At 71.9% G+C, this 17,441-nt stretch carries 11 protein-coding genes; 7 read left to right on the top strand and 4 right to left on the bottom strand.

The window, feature by feature from the left end; translation table 11 throughout:
* The first annotated feature begins 74 nt into the window (after nucleotides 1–74).
* The 7 genes from JEQ17_RS37315 to JEQ17_RS37285 all read left to right on the top strand — a co-directional run bounded on the left by JEQ17_RS37315 (nucleotide 75) and on the right by JEQ17_RS37285 (nucleotide 11,333).
* A complete protein-coding gene (locus JEQ17_RS37315; protein WP_200399368.1) occupies nucleotides 75–2,060 on the top strand; it encodes a fatty acyl-AMP ligase in 1,986 nt (661 codons plus the stop codon).
* Nucleotides 2,057–3,802 (top strand): acyl-CoA dehydrogenase family protein, encoded by a 1,746-nt coding sequence (locus JEQ17_RS37310; protein ID WP_200399367.1) that lies wholly within the window; start codon nucleotides 2,057–2,059, stop codon nucleotides 3,800–3,802. Before JEQ17_RS37315 ends, JEQ17_RS37310 begins: the two co-directional genes overlap by 4 nt.
* Nucleotides 3,803–5,482 carry an acyl-CoA dehydrogenase family protein gene (locus JEQ17_RS37305; RefSeq protein ID WP_200399366.1) on the top strand — a complete coding sequence of 560 codons (1,680 nt, stop codon included), beginning with the start codon at nucleotides 3,803–3,805 and terminating at the stop codon, nucleotides 5,480–5,482.
* Nucleotides 5,483–5,598: 116 nt separating this feature from the next.
* Nucleotides 5,599–5,865, top strand: a complete 267-nt coding sequence (locus JEQ17_RS37300; RefSeq protein ID WP_200399365.1) for an acyl carrier protein — start codon at nucleotides 5,599–5,601, stop codon at nucleotides 5,863–5,865.
* Entirely contained in the window at nucleotides 5,862–9,089 is a 3,228-nt protein-coding gene (locus tag JEQ17_RS37295; protein WP_200399364.1) for a type I polyketide synthase, read from the top strand. The genes JEQ17_RS37300 and JEQ17_RS37295 overlap by 4 nt, the downstream gene beginning before the upstream one ends.
* A 62-nt stretch (nucleotides 9,090–9,151) precedes the next feature.
* Nucleotides 9,152–10,150 carry a 3-oxoacyl-ACP synthase III family protein gene (locus tag JEQ17_RS37290; RefSeq protein ID WP_407700115.1) on the top strand — a complete coding sequence of 333 codons (999 nt, stop codon included), beginning with the start codon at nucleotides 9,152–9,154 and terminating at the stop codon, nucleotides 10,148–10,150.
* A 22-nt stretch (nucleotides 10,151–10,172) separates the two neighbouring features.
* Complete coding sequence (locus JEQ17_RS37285) at nucleotides 10,173–11,333, top strand: alpha/beta fold hydrolase (RefSeq protein ID WP_200399362.1); 1,161 nt, start codon at nucleotides 10,173–10,175, stop codon at nucleotides 11,331–11,333.
* Here the strand turns inward: JEQ17_RS37285 and JEQ17_RS37280 are convergent.
* The 4 genes from JEQ17_RS37280 to tatC form a co-directional block, all read right to left on the bottom strand.
* The gene (locus JEQ17_RS37280) at nucleotides 11,242–12,099 is read right to left on the bottom strand and encodes an AfsR/SARP family transcriptional regulator (protein WP_200399361.1); all 858 of its coding nucleotides are present in this window, start codon (nucleotides 12,097–12,099) and stop codon (nucleotides 11,242–11,244) included. The two genes, JEQ17_RS37285 and JEQ17_RS37280, sit on opposite strands and share 92 nt — an antisense overlap.
* 490 nt (nucleotides 12,100–12,589) lie before the next feature.
* Nucleotides 12,590–15,451 carry a DEAD/DEAH box helicase gene (locus JEQ17_RS37275; protein ID WP_200399360.1) on the bottom strand — a complete coding sequence of 954 codons (2,862 nt, stop codon included), beginning with the start codon at nucleotides 15,449–15,451 and terminating at the stop codon, nucleotides 12,590–12,592.
* 72 nt (nucleotides 15,452–15,523) lie between these two features.
* Nucleotides 15,524–16,414 (bottom strand): diacylglycerol kinase, encoded by an 891-nt coding sequence (locus tag JEQ17_RS37270; RefSeq protein WP_200399359.1) that lies wholly within the window; start codon nucleotides 16,412–16,414, stop codon nucleotides 15,524–15,526.
* Between the two features lie 45 nt (nucleotides 16,415–16,459).
* Nucleotides 16,460–17,416 carry a twin-arginine translocase subunit TatC gene (gene tatC, locus JEQ17_RS37265; RefSeq protein ID WP_200399358.1) on the bottom strand — a complete coding sequence of 319 codons (957 nt, stop codon included), beginning with the start codon at nucleotides 17,414–17,416 and terminating at the stop codon, nucleotides 16,460–16,462.
* Nucleotides 17,417–17,441 lie beyond the last annotated feature (25 nt).

Here is a 17,441-nt window from a genome sequence, read left to right as displayed (position 1 = left end):
GGTTCTTGTAGCGGCCTTGCGCCAACGCCGCTGCCACAAGGCCGCGTTAAGGCCGCTCTCCCACGCTCCCTGGCATGACCACCGCATCCATCACCCCGCGGACTCCCGCGCAGGGCACGCCCCGGACGTTCACCGACGTCGTGCGGGAGCGCACGGACGCCCTCGCCGAACGCGACGCGTTCGTCTTCCTCCCGGACGACGGGCAGGGGTCGGTCCCCGAGCACCTGACGTACGCCGGTCTCGACCGGCGGGCCCGGGGCATCGCCTCATGGCTGCGCGAGCACGGGGCCGTCGGGCGGCCGGTGCTGCTGCTCCACCCGCCGGGCACGGCGTTCGTCGCCGCCTTCGTGGGCTGTCTGTACGCGGGATCGGTGGCGGTGCCCGCACCGCTGCCGACAGACCAGGGGCAGCAACTCGCCCGGGTGGCAGGCATTTTGAGGGACTCGAACGCGTCCGCGGTGCTCTCCACAGGCATGTACGTGCCGTTGCTGGAGGCCTGGCTGGCGTCGGTGGCCCTGCCTCAGGTGCGCTGCCTCGCCACCGACCGGGAGGACGTCGGCGACCCCTCGTCGTGGCGGGCGCCGGACACCTCCCCCGACGATCTGGCGTTCCTCCAGTACACGTCCGGCTCCACCAGTGAGCCCAAGGGCGTCATGGTCAGCCACGCCAACCTGCTCGCCAACGAGGCGGCGATCGGCCGCTGGGCGGGCACCCACGAGGGCATGGTGGTCGGCGGCTGGCTGCCGCACTACCACGACCTGGGCCTCATCGGGCATCTCCTCCACTCCCTCTATGTGGGCGGTCTGTCGGTGCAGATGTCACCGCTGTCGTTCCTCAAACGGCCGTGCCGCTGGCTGGAGATGATCGGCGACTACCGCGTCGAGGGCTCCGGCGCACCGGACTTCGCGTACGACCTGTGTCTACGGCGGGTCACGGACGAGCAGTTGGCGCGGCTCGACCTGTCGAGCTGGCGATGCGCGCCCAACGGCGCCGAGCCGGTACGCGCCGACACCCTGCGCGCCTTCGTGGAGCGCTTCTCCCCCGCCGGACTGCGCCGCGAGGTCTTCGCACCCTGCTACGGCCTCGCCGAGACCACGCTCCTGGTCACGGGTGCGGACCCGGCCACCGAACCGACGATCCGCACGGTCGACGCGGCCGCCCTGGAACAGGGTGTCCTGGCCGCCGGCGAGGGGCGCACACTCGCGGGCAGCGGGAGCGCCCGCGACTGTGAGGTGCGGATCGTCGCCCCCGGCACGGGTGCGCCTCTCCCGGACGGCCTGGTCGGGGAGATCTGGGTGCGCGGGCCGAGCGTGACAGCGGGCTACTTCGGCAACGACGCGGCCACGGCCGACTGCTTCGGCGCCGACGGCTGGCTGCGTACGGGCGACCTGGGCGTCCTGGACGAGGGCGAACTCTTCGTCACCGGACGCCTGAAGGAGGTCATCGTCCTCGCCGGGCGGAACCTCTACCCGCACGACATCGAGCGGGCCGCCCAGTCGGCGGCCCTCTCGCTCACGCGGGGAGCGGGGGCGGCCTTCGCGGTGCGATCGGGCCGCGCGGCCGGAGCCGCCGGAACCGCCGGAATCACCAGGCGTGCCACGGCTGCCGGTGAAGCCGTCGCGTCCACCGAGGCCCCCGACGCCGTCGCGTCCGCCGGCTCCGAGCGCGAGCATCTCGTCCTCGTCCAGGAGGTGCGGCTCGCCGCGGTCCGGGACGGGGACCTGCGGGCGGTGGCGACGGCCGCGCAGAGCGCGATCGGGCGGCAGTTCGCCGTGCCCGCGGGGAACGTGGTCCTGGTCAAACCCGGCACCGTACGCCGCACCACCAGCGGCAAGGTCCGCCGCACCACCATGCGCGACCTGTTCCTCGACGGCTCCCTGACCCCGCTGTACGAGGTCCTGGAACCGGCCGTACGGGACCTCGTGGGCGACGCGCCGGACGCGGCGGCCCTGCCCGACGGCACGCCGGAATCGCCGCACTCGCCGCACTCGGCGAACTCGGCGAACTCGGCGAACTCGGCGAACTCGGCGAACTCGGCGAACTCGGCGGTGTCCTCGTGACCGGCGAGCACTCCCCGTACCGCCTCGCCGAGGAGCTGGAGCACACGCTCGGGGACCCGGCGGACGCCCGCACCCCGTTCTCGTACGCCGTCTGCCTGGACCTGGACGCCCGCGAGGAGTTCCCGGCGGGGATCTGCCGGCTCCTGGACGACTGGGGCCTGCCGGACTACTACGTGCCGGTACGCCACGGCGGACGACTCCGGGACTACGAGCACGCGCTGCACCTCGTCCGTACGGTGGCGCGCCGCGATCTGACGGTCGCGGTCGCGCACGGGAAGACGTATCTGGGCGGGGTGTGCGTGTGGGTCGCGGGCGGCGAGGAGCAGGCGGCTCGGCTCGGGAGCGACATCCGGGCGGGGGTCCCCGTATCACTGGCACTCACCGAACGGGCCCACGGGAGCGACCTGTTGGCGGGCGAGGTCGAAGCCGTCGCGGACGGCGAGGGATTCGTCCTCCGCGGCGAGAAATGGCTCATCAACAACGCGACCCGCGGCTCGGTCCTCTGCGTCCTCGCCCGCACGGCCGACGAGGGCGGCCCGCGCGGCTTCAGCGTTCTTCTCGTCGACAAGAGGACGCTGACGCCCGGGAGTTGGCGTCCTCTGCCGAAGGTGCCGACGCACGGCATCCGGGGCGCGGACATCTCCGGGATCGTCCTCGACGGGGCGTACGTGGACCGGGAGGCGCTGATCGGTCCGGAGGGTGGCGGCATCGAGACCGTCCTCAAGTCCCTCCAGTTGACCCGCACGATGTGTGCGTCACTCTCCCTCGGCGCCGCCGACCACGGACTGCGCCTCGCCCTGGACTTCGCCCACGAACGACGTCTGTACCGTCGACAGCTCGCCGAACTCCCGCAGGCGCGAGCGCTGTTGGCGGGCGCGGTGGCGGACGTCCTGGCCCATGAGGCGCTGGCGCTGGTCGCCTCCCGCATGGTGCACACCACGACCGGCGAACTCTCCGTCGTCGCGGCCGTGACCAAGTACCTGCTGCCGACCGGCACGGAGGACGTACTGACCGCCCTCGGAGAACTGCTGGGCGCCCGCGCCTTCCTGGTGTCGGGCCCCGGCACGGGCCCGTACGGCATGTTCCAGAAGGTCGAACGGGACCACCGCATCGTGGGCCTCTTCGACGGAAACACCCTCGTCAATCTCAACTCGCTGATCCTGCAGTTCCGTTCGCTCGTACGTCACTGGCGGCGCCGGACGCCACCCGCGGACGGCGTGCGCACGGCCTGCGATCTCGCGGCCCCGCTCCCCGACTTCGACCCGGCGGAACTGCGGTTGGCCGCACGGCGGGGTGCGGCTCCATTGGCCGCGCTCCCGGCGTGGACAGCCGCCTTGCGTGAACGGGCCGCCGAGGAACCGGCATTGAAGGACGCGGCCGATCTCGCTGAACACCTGCTGGCCGTGACCGACCGCGTGCACGAGGAAATGGCTGCCTACGCGGATGTGGTGACCGAAGTGCCCGAGGACGCCTTCGCCGTGGCGCGCCGGTACTGCCTGTGCTTCGCCGGGGCGGCGTGCCTGGGGCTGTGGGTGGAATCGGGTTCCGGGGTGCCGGGCGGAGAGGGCGTCTGGCGGGACGCGCTGTGGCTGCGGGCCTCGCTGGAGCGGCTGCTCGCGCGGCTGGGCGAACAGTCGTCGTCCGAAGTACAGGAGGAGCTACTGGAGGAGGCGTTCACGCTGCACGGGCACGGGCGCCTGGTCTCGCTGCTGCGGCTCCAACTGCGGCGGGAGGCGGCGTAGATGCCGTACACGACCCTCACCGCCGCCGACCGGGCGGCCGAACTCTCCCGGTCCTTCGGGGACTTCTGGGACCCGGCGAACCCACTCGGCTCCGCCGCGCTCCTCGCCGCGGACGAACAGGGCGTGCTCAGCACTGACGGGGAGGCGCTGCTCGACCGGTTCGGGCTGGCCGCCGAGTACGTACCGGCGGAGCTCGGCGGACGGCTCACCCATCTGGACGGACTGGTCCGGGTGATGCGCGAGGTGTTCCGGCGGGACGTCGGGCTCGGTCTGGGGCACGGCATCACGTCGTTCATGGCCGCCGTCAACGTCTGGACGGCGGGCTCGCCGGAGCAGCAACGGCACCTTGCCGACCTCCTGTTGGACGGCGGCCGGGCCTCGGTCGCGTACCACGAACTCGCCCACGGCAACGACTTCCTGCGCAACGAGTTCGCGGCCCGCCCGGCGGCGGGCGGCTATCTGCTGGAGGGCGTGAAGCAGGTCATCAACAACGCCGACCGCGCCGGTGCGTGGGTGCTGTTCGCGCGCACCGGCGACGGCCCGGGCAGCCGCAGCCACTCGGTGCTGCTCGCCGTCCCGGACGACATGCCCGCCGACCGTGTCCAACGGCTCGCCCGCTACCGCACCGCGGGCGTCCGGGGCTGCCGGCTCACCGGACTCGCCTTCCACGGCTGCCCGTTGCCCGCGTCGGCGCTCGTCGGCGCCGAGGGCAGGGGCGGCGAGGTGGCGCTGCGCTCCTTCCAGGTGACGCGCAGCGCGCTGCCGGGGATGGCGATCGGCACAGTGGACACCTGCCTGCGCTCGGTGCTCCGCTTCGCCCTGGACCGACGCCTGTACCGCCGTCGGGTGTTCGAACTCCCGCACACAGCCGGAGTGTTGACCGCCGCGTTCGCGGACCTGCTGCTGTGCGACAGCCTGTCGCTGGCCGCCACACGTACGGTCCAACTGCACCCCGAACAGGCGAGCGTGACCGCCGCCGCCGTCAAATACCTCGTGCCCCGCCTGCTGAGCCGCACGGTACGGGACCTCTCGGTGGTGCTGGGAGCCCGCTTCTATCTGCGCGAGGGCGAGCACGCGGTGTTCGGCAAACACCTTCGGGACCTCCCGGTACTGAGCCTCGGTCACGCCGGCCCCACGGCATGCCTGGCCACCCTGATCCCCCAACTGCGAAGGCTGGCAACGGCACCTCAACTGGAGTCCCTGGAAGCCCTGTTCACCCCGGCCGACGCCACAGCTCCGCCTCCGGGCATCCCCTTCGACCGCCTCGCACTCTCCGCGACGGGCGACCCACTGACCGCGGCCCTGACACCGGAGGGCGCCCCCGCCTCCGTACGCCCTCTCCTGACCGACCTCGCCATCGACCTCTCGGCCGTACGCGACCGGGCTCGCACCCTGCCCCCGGCCGACCGCACTCCACTCGCCTCCCCGGAGGCATTCGCCCTGGCCGCGCGCTACGCGGAACTGCTCGGCGCGGCAGCCGCCACAGGCGTGGCACGGTCCGCGCGCTCCGGCTTCCTGTCCGACCCCGCCTGGCTGGGCGCCGCCCTCCACCGCACGGCATGCCGCCTGGGCCTGCGCACAGGCTCGGTGCCGGACAGGTGGGCGAGACCCCTGCGCCACGAACTCCTCTCCCGCCACGAGCAGCCACGCACCTTCGACCTGTACAACAGCGCCCTCTAGGGGCGCGGGGAACTCCGCTCTTCAGGGGGCGCGGGGAACTGCGCGACCAGCCACAACGCACACGCAGCCGAAACACATCACCGAACCCCCCGCCAAAAAGAAAAGGACCACCGGTCATGTCCGTACCGACGGCGCACAACGAGCAGACACTCACCACCTGGATCACCACCCGCGTGGCCGAGTACCTCCGCCGGCCCCCCACCGAGATCGACCCGACGACCCCGCTCGCCGAATACGGCCTGGACTCGGTGGCCGCACTGAGCCTGTGCGGCGATGTCGAGGACCACTACGAGGTGACCATCGACCCGACAGCCGCCTGGGACTACCCGACCGTACGGGCGCTGGCCGGGCACCTGCTGACCGAGTTGGAGGGCCAGGAGTGAACGCGGTGGCCGTCACCGGCATCGACTGCCGGTTCCCGGGCGCCCAAGACCCGGGCGCCTTCTGGGAGTTGCTGATGCGCTCGGGCGACGGGACAGGCCCTGTGCCGCCACCCCGCTGGGACCCGTCGCTCACGGGCGGCCCGACGGAGGGCGGCTTCCTCGCGGACGCGGACGCCTTCGACCACGAGTTCTTCAGGATTCCGCCCCGAGACGCCGCCGCGATGGATCCGCAGCAGCGGCTGATGCTCCAGTGCGCGTGGCGGGCCGTCGAGGATTCGGGGGTGGCACCCGGGCGGCTCGCCGGATCGCCGACCGGGGTGTTCGTCGGGGTCATGGGCAGCGAGTGGGCGCAGCTCACGCTCACCGACCTGCCGCGCATCACCCCGCAGATCGGCTCGGGCAACGGCTACTGCATGATCGCGAACCGGATCTCCTACCAGCTCGACCTGCGCGGCCCCTGCATGGCCGTAGACACGGCGTGCTCGTCCTCGCTGGTGGCGGTGCATCTCGCGGTGAACGCGCTGCTGACCGAGGAGTGCGACCGGGCGATCGCGGGCGGGGTGAACCTCGCCCTGACTCCGGCGCTGGGCCTCTTCTACGAGAAGGCGGGCCTCGCCGCGCCCGACGGGCGCTGCAAGCCGTTCAGCGCGGAGGCGGACGGGATCGGGCGCGGCGAGGGCGTGGGCGCGGTGGTGCTGCGCCGCCTCGCGGACGCCCTCGCCGACGGCGATCCGGTGTACGCGGTGATCCGGGGCACCGCCGTGAACCAGGACGGCCGCAGCAACGGCATCACCGCGCCCTCCCGCTGGTCCCAGCAGGAGGTCATGGCGGCGGCCTGCCGCCGGGCGGGCGCCGACCCGCACGAGGTGTACTTCGTGGAGGCTCACGGCACGGGCACATCCCTCGGCGACATGATCGAGACGAGGGCGCTGGGCCACCTGCACGCCGGCCGACCCAGCCCGCGCCCGCTCTCCCTCGGCTCGGTCAAGGGCAACCTCGGCCACACGGAGGGCGCCGCCGGCGTCGCGGGGCTCATCAAGACGTGCTTGTCCCTCCACCACCGCACGGTCCCGGTGAGCCGGTACGCGGCCCGCGAGAACCCTCGACTACGGCTCGCGGAGCAGGGGTTGCGGCTCCTGAAGGCTCCCCTGCGGTTGCCCTCCGGAGAGCCGGTGCTGGCGGGCCTGAGCAGCTTCGGAATGGGCGGGACGAACGCACACGCGGTACTGGAGTCGGCGCCGCTCCGGGCGACGGCCGGAACGCGACGCGCAACCGCCGCGCCGGACCGCTCCGGCGTCAGCCTGCCGAAGCCGTCGGGCAGCGGCAGGCCGGAACTGTCGGGCAGCCGCCCTCCGGAGCCGTCAGGCACCCCCCTCGGCGCCGAGGTGTTCGTCCTCACCGCACCCACCGAGCGGGCGCTCCACCGCAATCTGCTGGCGCAGGCCGACGCCATCGGCCGGCGGCGCACCCCGATCGGCCCGCTCTGCCGGGCATCGCAGCGGGTGAAGACGGGGCACGGCCACCGGAGTGCGGTCGTGGCCGGGGACAGCGCGGAGTTGGCGGTACGACTCCTGGAGGCGGCCGGGTCCCTGGGACCGACGGGCCCGAACAGCTCGCCCCACCTGGCCCACCCGACCATCTCGGCAGACCCGGCCGACCCGGCAGACCCGGCCGTCCCGGCGGGCCCGACCAGGTCGACAAGCCCAGCCGGCCCCGCCACCCCCACCGGCACCACCGTCCCCGCAGCCGAACCACCCCTCACCGCCTGGCTGTTCACCGGCCAGGGCGCCCAGTACCCGGGCATGGGAGCCCGCCTCTACCGCGAGTCCGCCCTGTTCCGACGGCACCTCGACGGTGTCGACGCCGCGCTGCTCCCGCACACCGGCCGCTCGATCCGCGACCTGCTCCTGACCGGCGACCCGGCGGTGCACAGGACCGGTTGGGCCCAGCCCGCCCTGTTCGCGGTCGGCCACGCGCTCGGTGCCACGCTCACCGAAGTCGGCGTGCGCCCCGGGCTGCTGCTCGGCCACAGCGTGGGCGAGTTCGCGGCAGCCGTGCACGCCGGGGCACTGTCCCTCGAAGACGCGGCGCGACTCGTCGCCGTACGGGGTGCCCTGATGGAGCAACTCCCCGACGGCGGAGCCATGCTGGCGGTGCACGCCTCCGCGGACCGACTGCGCGACCTCGTCGAGCGCGAGCCACTGGTCGGTTTCGCAGCGCTCAACGGCCCCCGCTCGACCGTGATTTCGGGCGACCTGGCCGCGCTGGACCGCATCGCGGAGTCACGCGAGCTGGACGGCATACGGCTCCGCCGCCTTGAGGTCTCGCACGCTTTCCACTCTCCCCTGATGCGCCCGGCGCTCGAAGCGTTCCGCAGGGTGGCCGAGCAAGTCGGCGGCGGGACACCCCAATTGCCGTTCTACTCGACACTGCGAGGCAAGCGCCTGGAGTCCGAGCAGCTGGACGCCTCGTACTGGACCGAGCACATCGAGGCCCCTGTACTGTTCGCCGACGCCGCTGCCCAGCTCCTGGACGAACGGCCGACGCACCTCCTGGAAATCGGCCCCCGCCCGGTCCTCACCGCCCTCGCCCGTCGCCTCGCCGACAGGTCCGAGGACCGTTCTCCCGGCCCCGTCGCCCTGCACCCGCTCTCGGACTCCGAGTCGGGCGGCCGTGCCCTCGCAGAATCCGTGGCCGCGCTCTACCGGGCAGGCCTCGACATCGACTGGACGGCCGCGGCCCACCCCGGGCGGGACCACACCCCGGCACGCCTGACCCCGTACGCCTTCGCCACACACAGCCGCTTCTGGCACACGGGAGGGCCGACGCGTACGGCGACACCGGGCGCCCCCGTCGCCGAACGGGAGGAGCCACAGGCACCGGAGGCGAACCCGGCGTCCGCAGAAGCCGCGCCGTCGACCGCGACCCCACCCCAGAACCCCGGGACTCCGCCCCAGGACCGCGCGACTCCGCCCCAGGACCCCGTAGCCACCGCGGTGTACGAATCCGTCGCCGCACTCGGCGGCTACGACCCCACCGCCCTCTCACACGACTCCCGCTTCCACGACGACCTCGGCCTCGACTCCGTCGCCCTGGTCGAACTCAAGGAGCGCCTGACCGAGCGGCTGCCCGCAGTGGGCGCGCTCCCGGTCCAAGACCTGCTCCCCCGGCTCACCTCCCTCGGCGAGCTCATCGGCTATCTGCGGCAGGAGACGTCCGCATGACCAGTCCCGGCCCACCCGTTCCTTCCGCCCCTTCCATTTCTTCCGCCCCTTCCGTCCATGTCATGTCCGCCGGATCGGCGCTGCCCGGCGAGCCCGTAGACAACACCGCACTCGCCGCGGCCCTGGGGGTCAACGAGGAGTGGATCGACGTCTTCATCGGCACCCGCACCCGCCACTTCGCCCGCGATCTGACGAGCGGCGACATCCGCTGGACCCTGGCGGACCTGTGCGCCGACGCGGCGGCGACCGCGCTGGAGAACGCCGGAACGGACCCGGCGGAGGTGGAGTTCCTGGTCCTGGGCACCGCGACGCCGGACCATCTGATGCCGGCCACGGTCAATCAGGTGGCCGACCAACTCGGCCTCGACCAACTGCCCACCTATCAGCTGCAGTCGGGCTGCGCGGGGGCGGTCCAGGCGCTGTCCGTCGCACGGCACCTCATAGCCAGCGGTGAGTTCACGACCGGCCTGGCGATCGGCGGCGACGTCTGCACCAAGCATCTGGACCTGCGCCGCGACCTCTCCGAGGCGGCTCCGGGGGACCTCGTGAACTGCGTACTGTTCGGCGACGGCGCGGGGGCCGCCGTCCTCAGTTCGCGTCCGGGCGACGGGGCCGTGGCGCTGCGCCGGGTCCTCAACCGCTGTACGGGTCTGGGGCGGGAGCCGGGCCAGATCATCGACTGGTTCGGCCTCGCCGACCGCGACGATGCACGTCAGGCACTCATCGAGGACTACAAGGCCATCGAGGAGTCCGTACCGACGATGGCCGTGGAGATCCTCTGGGAGCTGCTCGACAGCCTGGGCTGGGCGGCCGGGGACCTCGACTTCCTGCTGCCCCCTCAGCTGTCCGGACGCATGACCCGGCTGATCACCGAGCAACTGGGCGTGCCTGAAGCCCGCGAGATCTCCTGCGTCGCCGACACCGGCAACAACGGCAACGCCCTGCCGTTCCTCCAACTGGAGCGCCTGCTGCGGGAGATGACAAGTGGTCAGAAGGCTCTGGCCGTGGCCGTCGAGTCGAGCAAGTGGATCAAAGCCGGCTTCGCGCTGGAACACCTCTGAACCCTCGCCGGAAGGACATCGCATGCCCGACCGCCGCCCCACCGACCACGTCACACCTGTCGCCCACCGCGACCAGCTGGACCACCTCGAACAAGTCGACCACCACGACCACCACGACCGACCACTCGAACAGCAGGGTGTTCTCCGGGCAGCCCCACTCGACCACCTGAGCGAGCTGAAGGAATTCGCCCGCCTCCACGCCCGCAACCAGGGCATGAGCGCCCGCGGAACGGCCCGCATCCTCGCCCGTATCGGCACCGACGCCCCCGACGCGGCCGACTCCTGGACCCGGGTCTGGCGGCTGCGCGGCGACGAACTGGTCGACCGCGGACGCCTGTTGGCGGCCTGCCGCCACTACACCCTGGCCCGATTCCCCTACCCGTACGACGCCCCCCGACGCCACGCACAGCAGACGGCCGTCGCCACCTTCGACACCTGGCGGCGGACGCACGGAGGCATCGAACGCCTCGAACTCCCGCACCCGGACGGCACGTTGCACGCATGGGCGGCGGGCCTGGACACGCACCGCCGCCGCTCCCACCGCCCCCTTCTCCTCATGATGGGCGGCATCGTCAGCGTCAAGGAGCAGTGGGCGCCCCTGCTGCCCCGGCTCACCAAACTCGGTTACGCGGCCGTGGTCGCCGAACTCCCCGGCGTGGGCGAGAACACCCAGCGCTACACGGCCGACTCCTGGCGGCTGATCCCCTGGCTCCTGGACCACCTGTCGCCCCGGGCCCGCACCGACGCCGCCACGCTCCTGTTCCTCAGCTTCGGCGGGCACATGGCGTTGCGGGCCGCCGCCGAGGACCAGCGCGTTCGCCGGGTCCTGACGGTCGGCCCGCCGGTCGCCGGTTTCTTCACCGACGCGGCATGGTGGGAGCGGGTCCCGGGCATCACCAAGGACACCCTGCGCCGGCTGACCGGCACCCAGGACGAGGTCCAACTCCGGTCACAGCTTCAGGAGTTCGCCCTCACCGAGGACCAGCTGCGTTCGGTCAGCGCGGCGGTCCGCTGTGTGACGAGCACCCGGGACGAGATCATCCCGCCCAGCGACGCGGACCTCCTGCGCACCGCCGTGCCCGACGTACGCGTCAAGATGATCGACGATGTGCACGGCTCGCCCGGACATCCGGGAGCGGTCCGCCGCTGGCTCGCCTGGAACCTGCGCGGAGCCGGCCGATAGGGGCGGCGACGACAGCGGCGGTGACCGGCTCGGACGCGTGCGCGCTGAGCACACGCGCGTGCAACCGCATCAGGGCCGGCCCGGGTGTGACGCCCAACTCGTCGTGCAGCGACCGGTGAACGGCACGGTAGGCGCGCAGCGCGTCCGTGGTACGGCCCGCCCGGCGCAGCGCCTCCATCAACTGGCAGTGCAGTTGCTCGCGCAGCGGATGGGCACGGGCCAGCTCCATCAGCTCGCCCGTCACCTCGTGATGGCGGCCGAGCCGCAGGTCCGCCTCGATCCGCAACTCCAGTGCCTCGAACCGCAGTTCGTCGAGCCGTACGGCCGCCGCCGTCAGCACCTCACCCTGCGGGACGCCGGACAGCGCGGGCCCGCTCCACAGTGCGAGGGCTTCGGTCAACACCTCCGAGGCAGCCGCGAAGTCGCAGGCCCCGAAGGCGGCTCGGCCGCGCGAGAACAGTTCGTCGAACCGCCGCAGGTCCAGTTCGCCGGGCTCGACCCGGAGCAGATATCCGGGCGGCCGGGTCTCCAACGGGCCCCGGCCGTGGCCCCCTTGGGTGAGGGCCTTGCGCAGATGGGACACGTACACCTGCAAGGTCGTCGCGGCGGTGCGGGGCGGCCCGTCCGGCCACAGTTCGTCGAAGAGGGCACCGGCGGGCACCACGGCTCCGGCACGCACCAGCAGGGTCGCGAGCACCGCCCTCTGTTTGGGCGCGGACGGTGTGCGGGGTTCGAGGCAGACAGGACCGAGTACTCGGAAGCGCATGGCAACTCCTCAGCCGTTCCTGAGCGAAGCCTCCACCGACACCCGGGTAGCGCGCCGGGAGATCCACTGGAGCCCCGCGGGAGAACGACGGGAACGCCCTGCCCGCGAGAGCTCCGGCAGCCTCTCGGGCACGCCCGAGAGCAGCGACCCGGCGCCGCTCCCGACGGCAGCGGTTCGGCTCACTCGTACCCAAGCACGGGCGGCCGTACGAACCGTGCGAGCCCCACAAGCCGCGCCCCGCACGCCCGCCGAGTCCGCCCCAGCCCTCCCCACAAGGCCTCCGAGCCCTCCAAGGCCCGCGAGGCGCTCCCGAAGAGGCCAAAGCACCGCCCAGCTCACCGCAAAGCCCACGGCAGCCGACAAGCCGCATCGGCGAACCCACCCCGCTCAGGCAGCCCCGGCCCCGACCCCGCGCCGCACACACGGTCGACCCCGCCACCCCGCGCCCACCGACGCACCGCACCGAGCCGCCCCGCACCGCCCCACCAGCTCACCCCACCGACGAGTACGCCACCACTCCCCGCAGCAACTGGTCCACGGCCTTGCGCGCGTTCTTCGCCACCGTGGAGCTCGCCCCGGACGACACCGGTGCCGCCGCCGAGATCTGTCCCAGCACGTCGATGACCTGCTTGCACCAGCGGACGAAGTCACCGGCGGGCATCTCCGCCTCGCGCAGCACCTCGTCCAGGCCCTTGCCGGACGCCCACTCGTACGCGGCCCAGGCGAAGCCCAGGTCCGGCTCGCGCTGGCCGACGCCCTCGGTCTGGGTGATGCGGAAGTCCTCCTCCAGGGCGTCGAGCCGGCCCCAGATGCGGACCATCTCGCCGAGCGCGGCCTTCGCCTTGCCGGACGGCAGCTTCGGCGCCATCGCGTCGTCGCCGACCCTGGACTCGTACACCAACGCCGAGACGCACGCGGCCAGTTCGGCCGGTCCGAGGCCCTCCCAGACCCCTTCGCGCAGGCATTCGCTGGAGAGCAGGTCCATCTCGCCGTACAGCCGGGCGAGCCGCTTGCCGTGCTCGGTGACCTCGTCGCCGCGCAGATAGTCCAGCTCGGTCAGGAGCGCGACGATGCGGTCGAAGGTGCGGGCGATGGTGTTCGTCCGGCCCTCGATGCGGTTCTCCAGCTGGGCGGTGTCGCGCCGCAGCCGGTGGTAGCGCTCGGCCCAGCGGGCGTGGTCCTCGCGGTCGGTGCAGCCGTGGCAGGGGTGCGCCCGGATCGCCGTGCGCAGCTGCGCGATCTCGCGGTCGTCGGCGGCCTCGGCGCGGCGCTTGCGGTGCCGCTCGGGCACGATGTGTCCGGCCTTGGTGCGCAGCGCCGAGGCGAGGTCGCGGCGCGACTGCGGCGAGCGCGCGTTGAACGACTTCGGGATGCGCATCCGCTCCAGCGCCTCGACGGGCACCGGGAAGTCGGTCGTGTTGAGCCGCTTGACCTGGCGCTCGGCGGTGAGGACGAGAGGGCGCGGCCCGTCGTGGTGCTCGAAGCCCCGGTGTCCGTTGGACCGCCCGGCGGGCAGCCCCGGGTCGAGGACGAGTGCGAGTCCGGCGAACTTGCCGGTCGGGACGTGGATGACGTCACCCGGCTTGAGCTTCTCCAGGGAGACGGCCGCCTCGGCGCGCCGCTGCGACGCGCCCTGCTTGGCCAGCTCGGTCTCGCGGTCCTTGAGGTCGCGGCGCAGTCGCGCGTACTCGTCGAAGTCCCCGAGGTGGCAGGTCATGGACTCCTTGTAGCCCTCGAGACCCTCTTCGTTGCGCTGCACCTGGCGGGAGATCCCGACGACCGATTTGTCGGCCTGGAACTGCGCGAAGGACGTCTCGAGCAGCTCGCGCGAGCGGTGCCGCCCGAACTGCTCGACGAGGTTCACCGCCATGTTGTACGACGGCTTGAAGCTGGAGCGCAGCGGGTACGTGCGCGTGCCGGCGAGTCCCGCGAGGTGGTCGGGGTTGATGCCGCGCTGCCACAGCACGACGGCGTGGCCCTCGACGTCGATGCCGCGGCGGCCGGCCCGGCCGGTGAGCTGGGTGTACTCGCCGGGGGTGATGTCGGCGTGCTGCTCGCCGTTCCACTTGACGAGCTTCTCCAACACCACCGAGCGGGCGGGCATGTTGATGCCGAGCGCGAGGGTCTCGGTGGCGAACACGGCCTTCACCAGGCCGCGTACGAAGAGTTCCTCGACGACTTCCTTGAACGTCGGCAGCATGCCCGCGTGGTGGGCCGCGATGCCGCGCTCCAGGCCTTCCAGCCATTCGTAGTAGCCGAGGACGTGGAGGTCCTCGGTCGGGATGGAGGCCGTGCGCTCCTCGACGAGGGCGCGGACCTTCTCCCGGGCCTCCTCGTCGTTCAGCCGCAGCCCCGCGTACATGCACTGCTGGACGGCTGCCTCGCAGGCGGCGCGGCTGAAGATGAACGTGATGGCGGGCAGCAGCCCCTCGGAGTCGAGCCGCTCGATGACCTCGGGCCGCCCCGGCGTCCACACCCGGGACCGCTGCCGCCGCTCGCGCTCGCGGTCGGCGTCGCGCATGGCGCGGCCCCGCTTGCGGTCCTGGTACGACGGACGGCTGGCCTCCATGCGCGCCAGGCGCGTGAGGTCGGGGTTGACGGCCTTCTTGTGGCCCTCGCCCTCCTCGAAGAGGTCGTACATCCGGCGTCCGGCGAGGACGTGCTGGAACAGCGGCACGGGCCGGTGCTCGGAGACGATCACCTCGGTGTCGCCGCGGACGGTGTCGAGCCAGTCGCCGAACTCCTCCGCGTTCGACACGGTCGCCGACAGTGACACCAGGGTCACCGACTCGGGGAGGTGGATGATCACTTCCTCCCAGACGGCACCGCGGAAGCGGTCCGAGAGGTAGTGCACCTCGTCCATGACGACGTAACCGAGGCCGAGGAGGGTCTGCGAGCCCGCGTACAGCATGTTCCTCAGGACCTCGGTGGTCATCACGACCACCGGTGCCTCGGAGTTGACGCTGTTGTCGCCGGTCAGCAGGCCCACCTTGTCCGCGCCGTAACGACGGCTCAGGTCGGCGTACTTCTGGTTCGACAGTGCCTTGATGGGCGTGGTGTAGAAGCACTTCTTGCCCTGCTGGAGGGCGAGATGGACGGCGAACTCGCCGACGATCGTCTTGCCCGAGCCGGTGGGCGCGGCCACGAGAACACCCTTGCCCGCCTCGAGGGCCCGACAGGCCTCGATCTGGAAGGGGTCGAGGCCGAAGTCGTACATCTCGCGGAAGTCCGCGAGCGCGGTGGCCTGCTCGACAGCACGCTTACGGGCTGCCGCGTACCGCTCGGCCGGTGAGAGATCCTCTGTCATCGTGCATTCGAGACTACCGGCCACCACTGACAACAGGACGATCATTATCCGATCGGAGCCTGTGGATCCGGCGTCCGACCAGCTCAGGAAGTCCCTCCGGGGACCGCACCGCGCTGCTCAGGGCCCCGCGACCCGCACCGCGCCGCGTATGCATTCCGCGGTCAGCGGCAGTGGCCCGAGCGGCTCCCCGTCGGCGTATCCGGTGATCCCTTCGGCAGCCAGTTCGATCTTCGCGGCGCGATGCACGGTGATCTTGGGGTGGCCGAGATGCGTCCCCTTGTAGACCTGCGGAAAGACCCGGAGCAGTGACCTGCGGCTGCAGTCCCCGACCACGGTGACGTCGAAGAGCCCGTCCGTGAGATCCGCGCCCGCGCAGATCTTCATCCCGCCCCCGTACGAGGATCCGTTGCCGACGGCCACCAGCGTCGCCTCGATCTCGCGGACCTCGCCGTCGTCCAGGGTGATCCGGAACGGGAAGGGCTTGAAGGCGGCGAGTTCGGCGAGCATCGCGAGGTCGTACTTGAAGCGGCCGGTGGGCCATCTCATGCGGTTGCCGCGGTCGTTGACCCGCGAGTCGAAGCCGGAGGCGAGCACGGTGCCGAACCAGGTGCCGCCGACGCGTCCCAGGTCGATCTCCCGCAGCCGTGCCCCCTTGAGCGCCTCGGCGACGACCCGTCCCGCGGCGGCGGGGTCGCGCACGGGCAGTCCGAGGGCCCGCGCGAAGTCGTTCCCGGTGCCGACGGCGACCAGGCCCAGCGGTGTACTCGTCCCTGCGACGGCCTGGAGGGCGAGGTTCGCCATGCCGTCGCCGCCGACGGCCACCAGGGCACCCGTGCCGGCCTCGACGGCGGCACACGCGCGCGTGAGGGCGTCCTCGGCGTTCTCCCCGAGGACCGTGCGTACGGAGAAGCCGGCGGCCCGCAACGCGGAAGCGGCCGGCTGCGCCGCGCGGGCGCCCCGGCCGCGTCCCGCGGTGGGGTTGACGAAGAGGGTGATCTCGCTGGTCACGGCCACGGACCCTACAACGTCGTCCGGCAACGTAGTCCGGCGACGTCAGGTCACGTCGTCGTAGCCGTTGATCCGGTCGTGCTCGGAGTCCGCCTGCGCCGGGAGCGCGCGGTTCGCCGACACGGACTCGATCTCGCCGATGTCCTCGGGCGTGAGGTCGAGCTCGGAGGCCTCGTCGTCGTCCGGTCCCTCGGCCTCACGACGGGCCCTGCGGCGGTCGTTCAGCAGCGAGAAGCCGGTGGCCGCGAAGTAGAGGATCCAGATCGGTCCGGCGAGCGCCATCATCGTCAGCGGGTCGGTGCTGGGCGTGGCGACCGCGGCGAACACGGTGATGCCCATGATCATGCCGCGCCACCAGCCGGCCATGCGCTTGCCGGAGATGATCCCGGTCATGTTGAGCATCACCAGGAGCAGCGGCAGTTCGAAGGAGAGGCCGAAGACGATCACCATGCGCGTGACGAGGTCGAGCAGGTCGTCAAGGGGCAGCAGGTTGTCCACGCCGAACGGCGTGAACTCGATCAGCACCTTCGCGGTGGTGGGCAGCACCTTGTACGCGAAGAATCCGCCGCCGAGGAAGAGCGGGACGCCCGTCGCGACGAAGGCGTAGGCGTACTTCTTCTCGCTCTTGTGCAGGCCGGGCGCGACGAACGCCCAGAGCTGGTAGAGCCAGATCGGCGAGGCGAAGACGACGCCCGCCATCAGGGACACCTTCAACGCCAGGGTGAACGGCGTGAGCAGACCGTTGATCGTGATCTGCGCGCAGGTGGTGTCCTTGGGCTGACTCGCCAACTCCTCGAAGGACTTCGCACAACCGACCGAGTCGAGGATCGGTTCGGTGAAGAAGTTGATGATGTCGTTGTAGAAGAAGGCGGCGACGATCGTGACGGCGACGATGGCCAGCATCGCCTTCGCGAGCCGGTTGCGGAGCTCACGAAGGTGCTCCGCGAGGGGCATCCGCCCCTCCGGATCCTTCTCCTCGATCTTGCGGGCAGACTTGAGCAACCCACGTTCCCATCTCGTGCAGGGG

Source organism: Streptomyces liliifuscus (assembly GCF_016598615.1).
GTDB lineage: Bacteria > Actinomycetota > Actinomycetes > Streptomycetales > Streptomycetaceae > Streptomyces > Streptomyces liliifuscus.
The sequence above is the reverse complement of the archived record's forward strand: the minus strand, read 5'-3'. Positions and strand labels throughout refer to the sequence as shown.

Coding starts and splice junctions, on each gene's coding strand:
- JEQ17_RS37315 (WP_200399368.1), top strand. CDS start 75: ATGACCACCGCATCCATCACCCCGCGGACTCCCGCGCAGGGCACGCCC.
- JEQ17_RS37305 (WP_200399366.1), top strand. CDS start 3,803: ATGCCGTACACGACCCTCACCGCCGCCGACCGGGCGGCCGAACTCTCC.
- JEQ17_RS37300 (WP_200399365.1), top strand. CDS start 5,599: ATGTCCGTACCGACGGCGCACAACGAGCAGACACTCACCACCTGGATC.
- JEQ17_RS37290 (WP_407700115.1), top strand. CDS start 9,152: ATGTCCGCCGGATCGGCGCTGCCCGGCGAGCCCGTAGACAACACCGCA.
- JEQ17_RS37285 (WP_200399362.1), top strand. CDS start 10,173: ATGCCCGACCGCCGCCCCACCGACCACGTCACACCTGTCGCCCACCGC.
- JEQ17_RS37280 (WP_200399361.1), bottom strand. CDS start 12,099: ATGCGCTTCCGAGTACTCGGTCCTGTCTGCCTCGAACCCCGCACACCG.
- JEQ17_RS37275 (WP_200399360.1), bottom strand. CDS start 15,451: ATGATCGTCCTGTTGTCAGTGGTGGCCGGTAGTCTCGAATGCACGATG.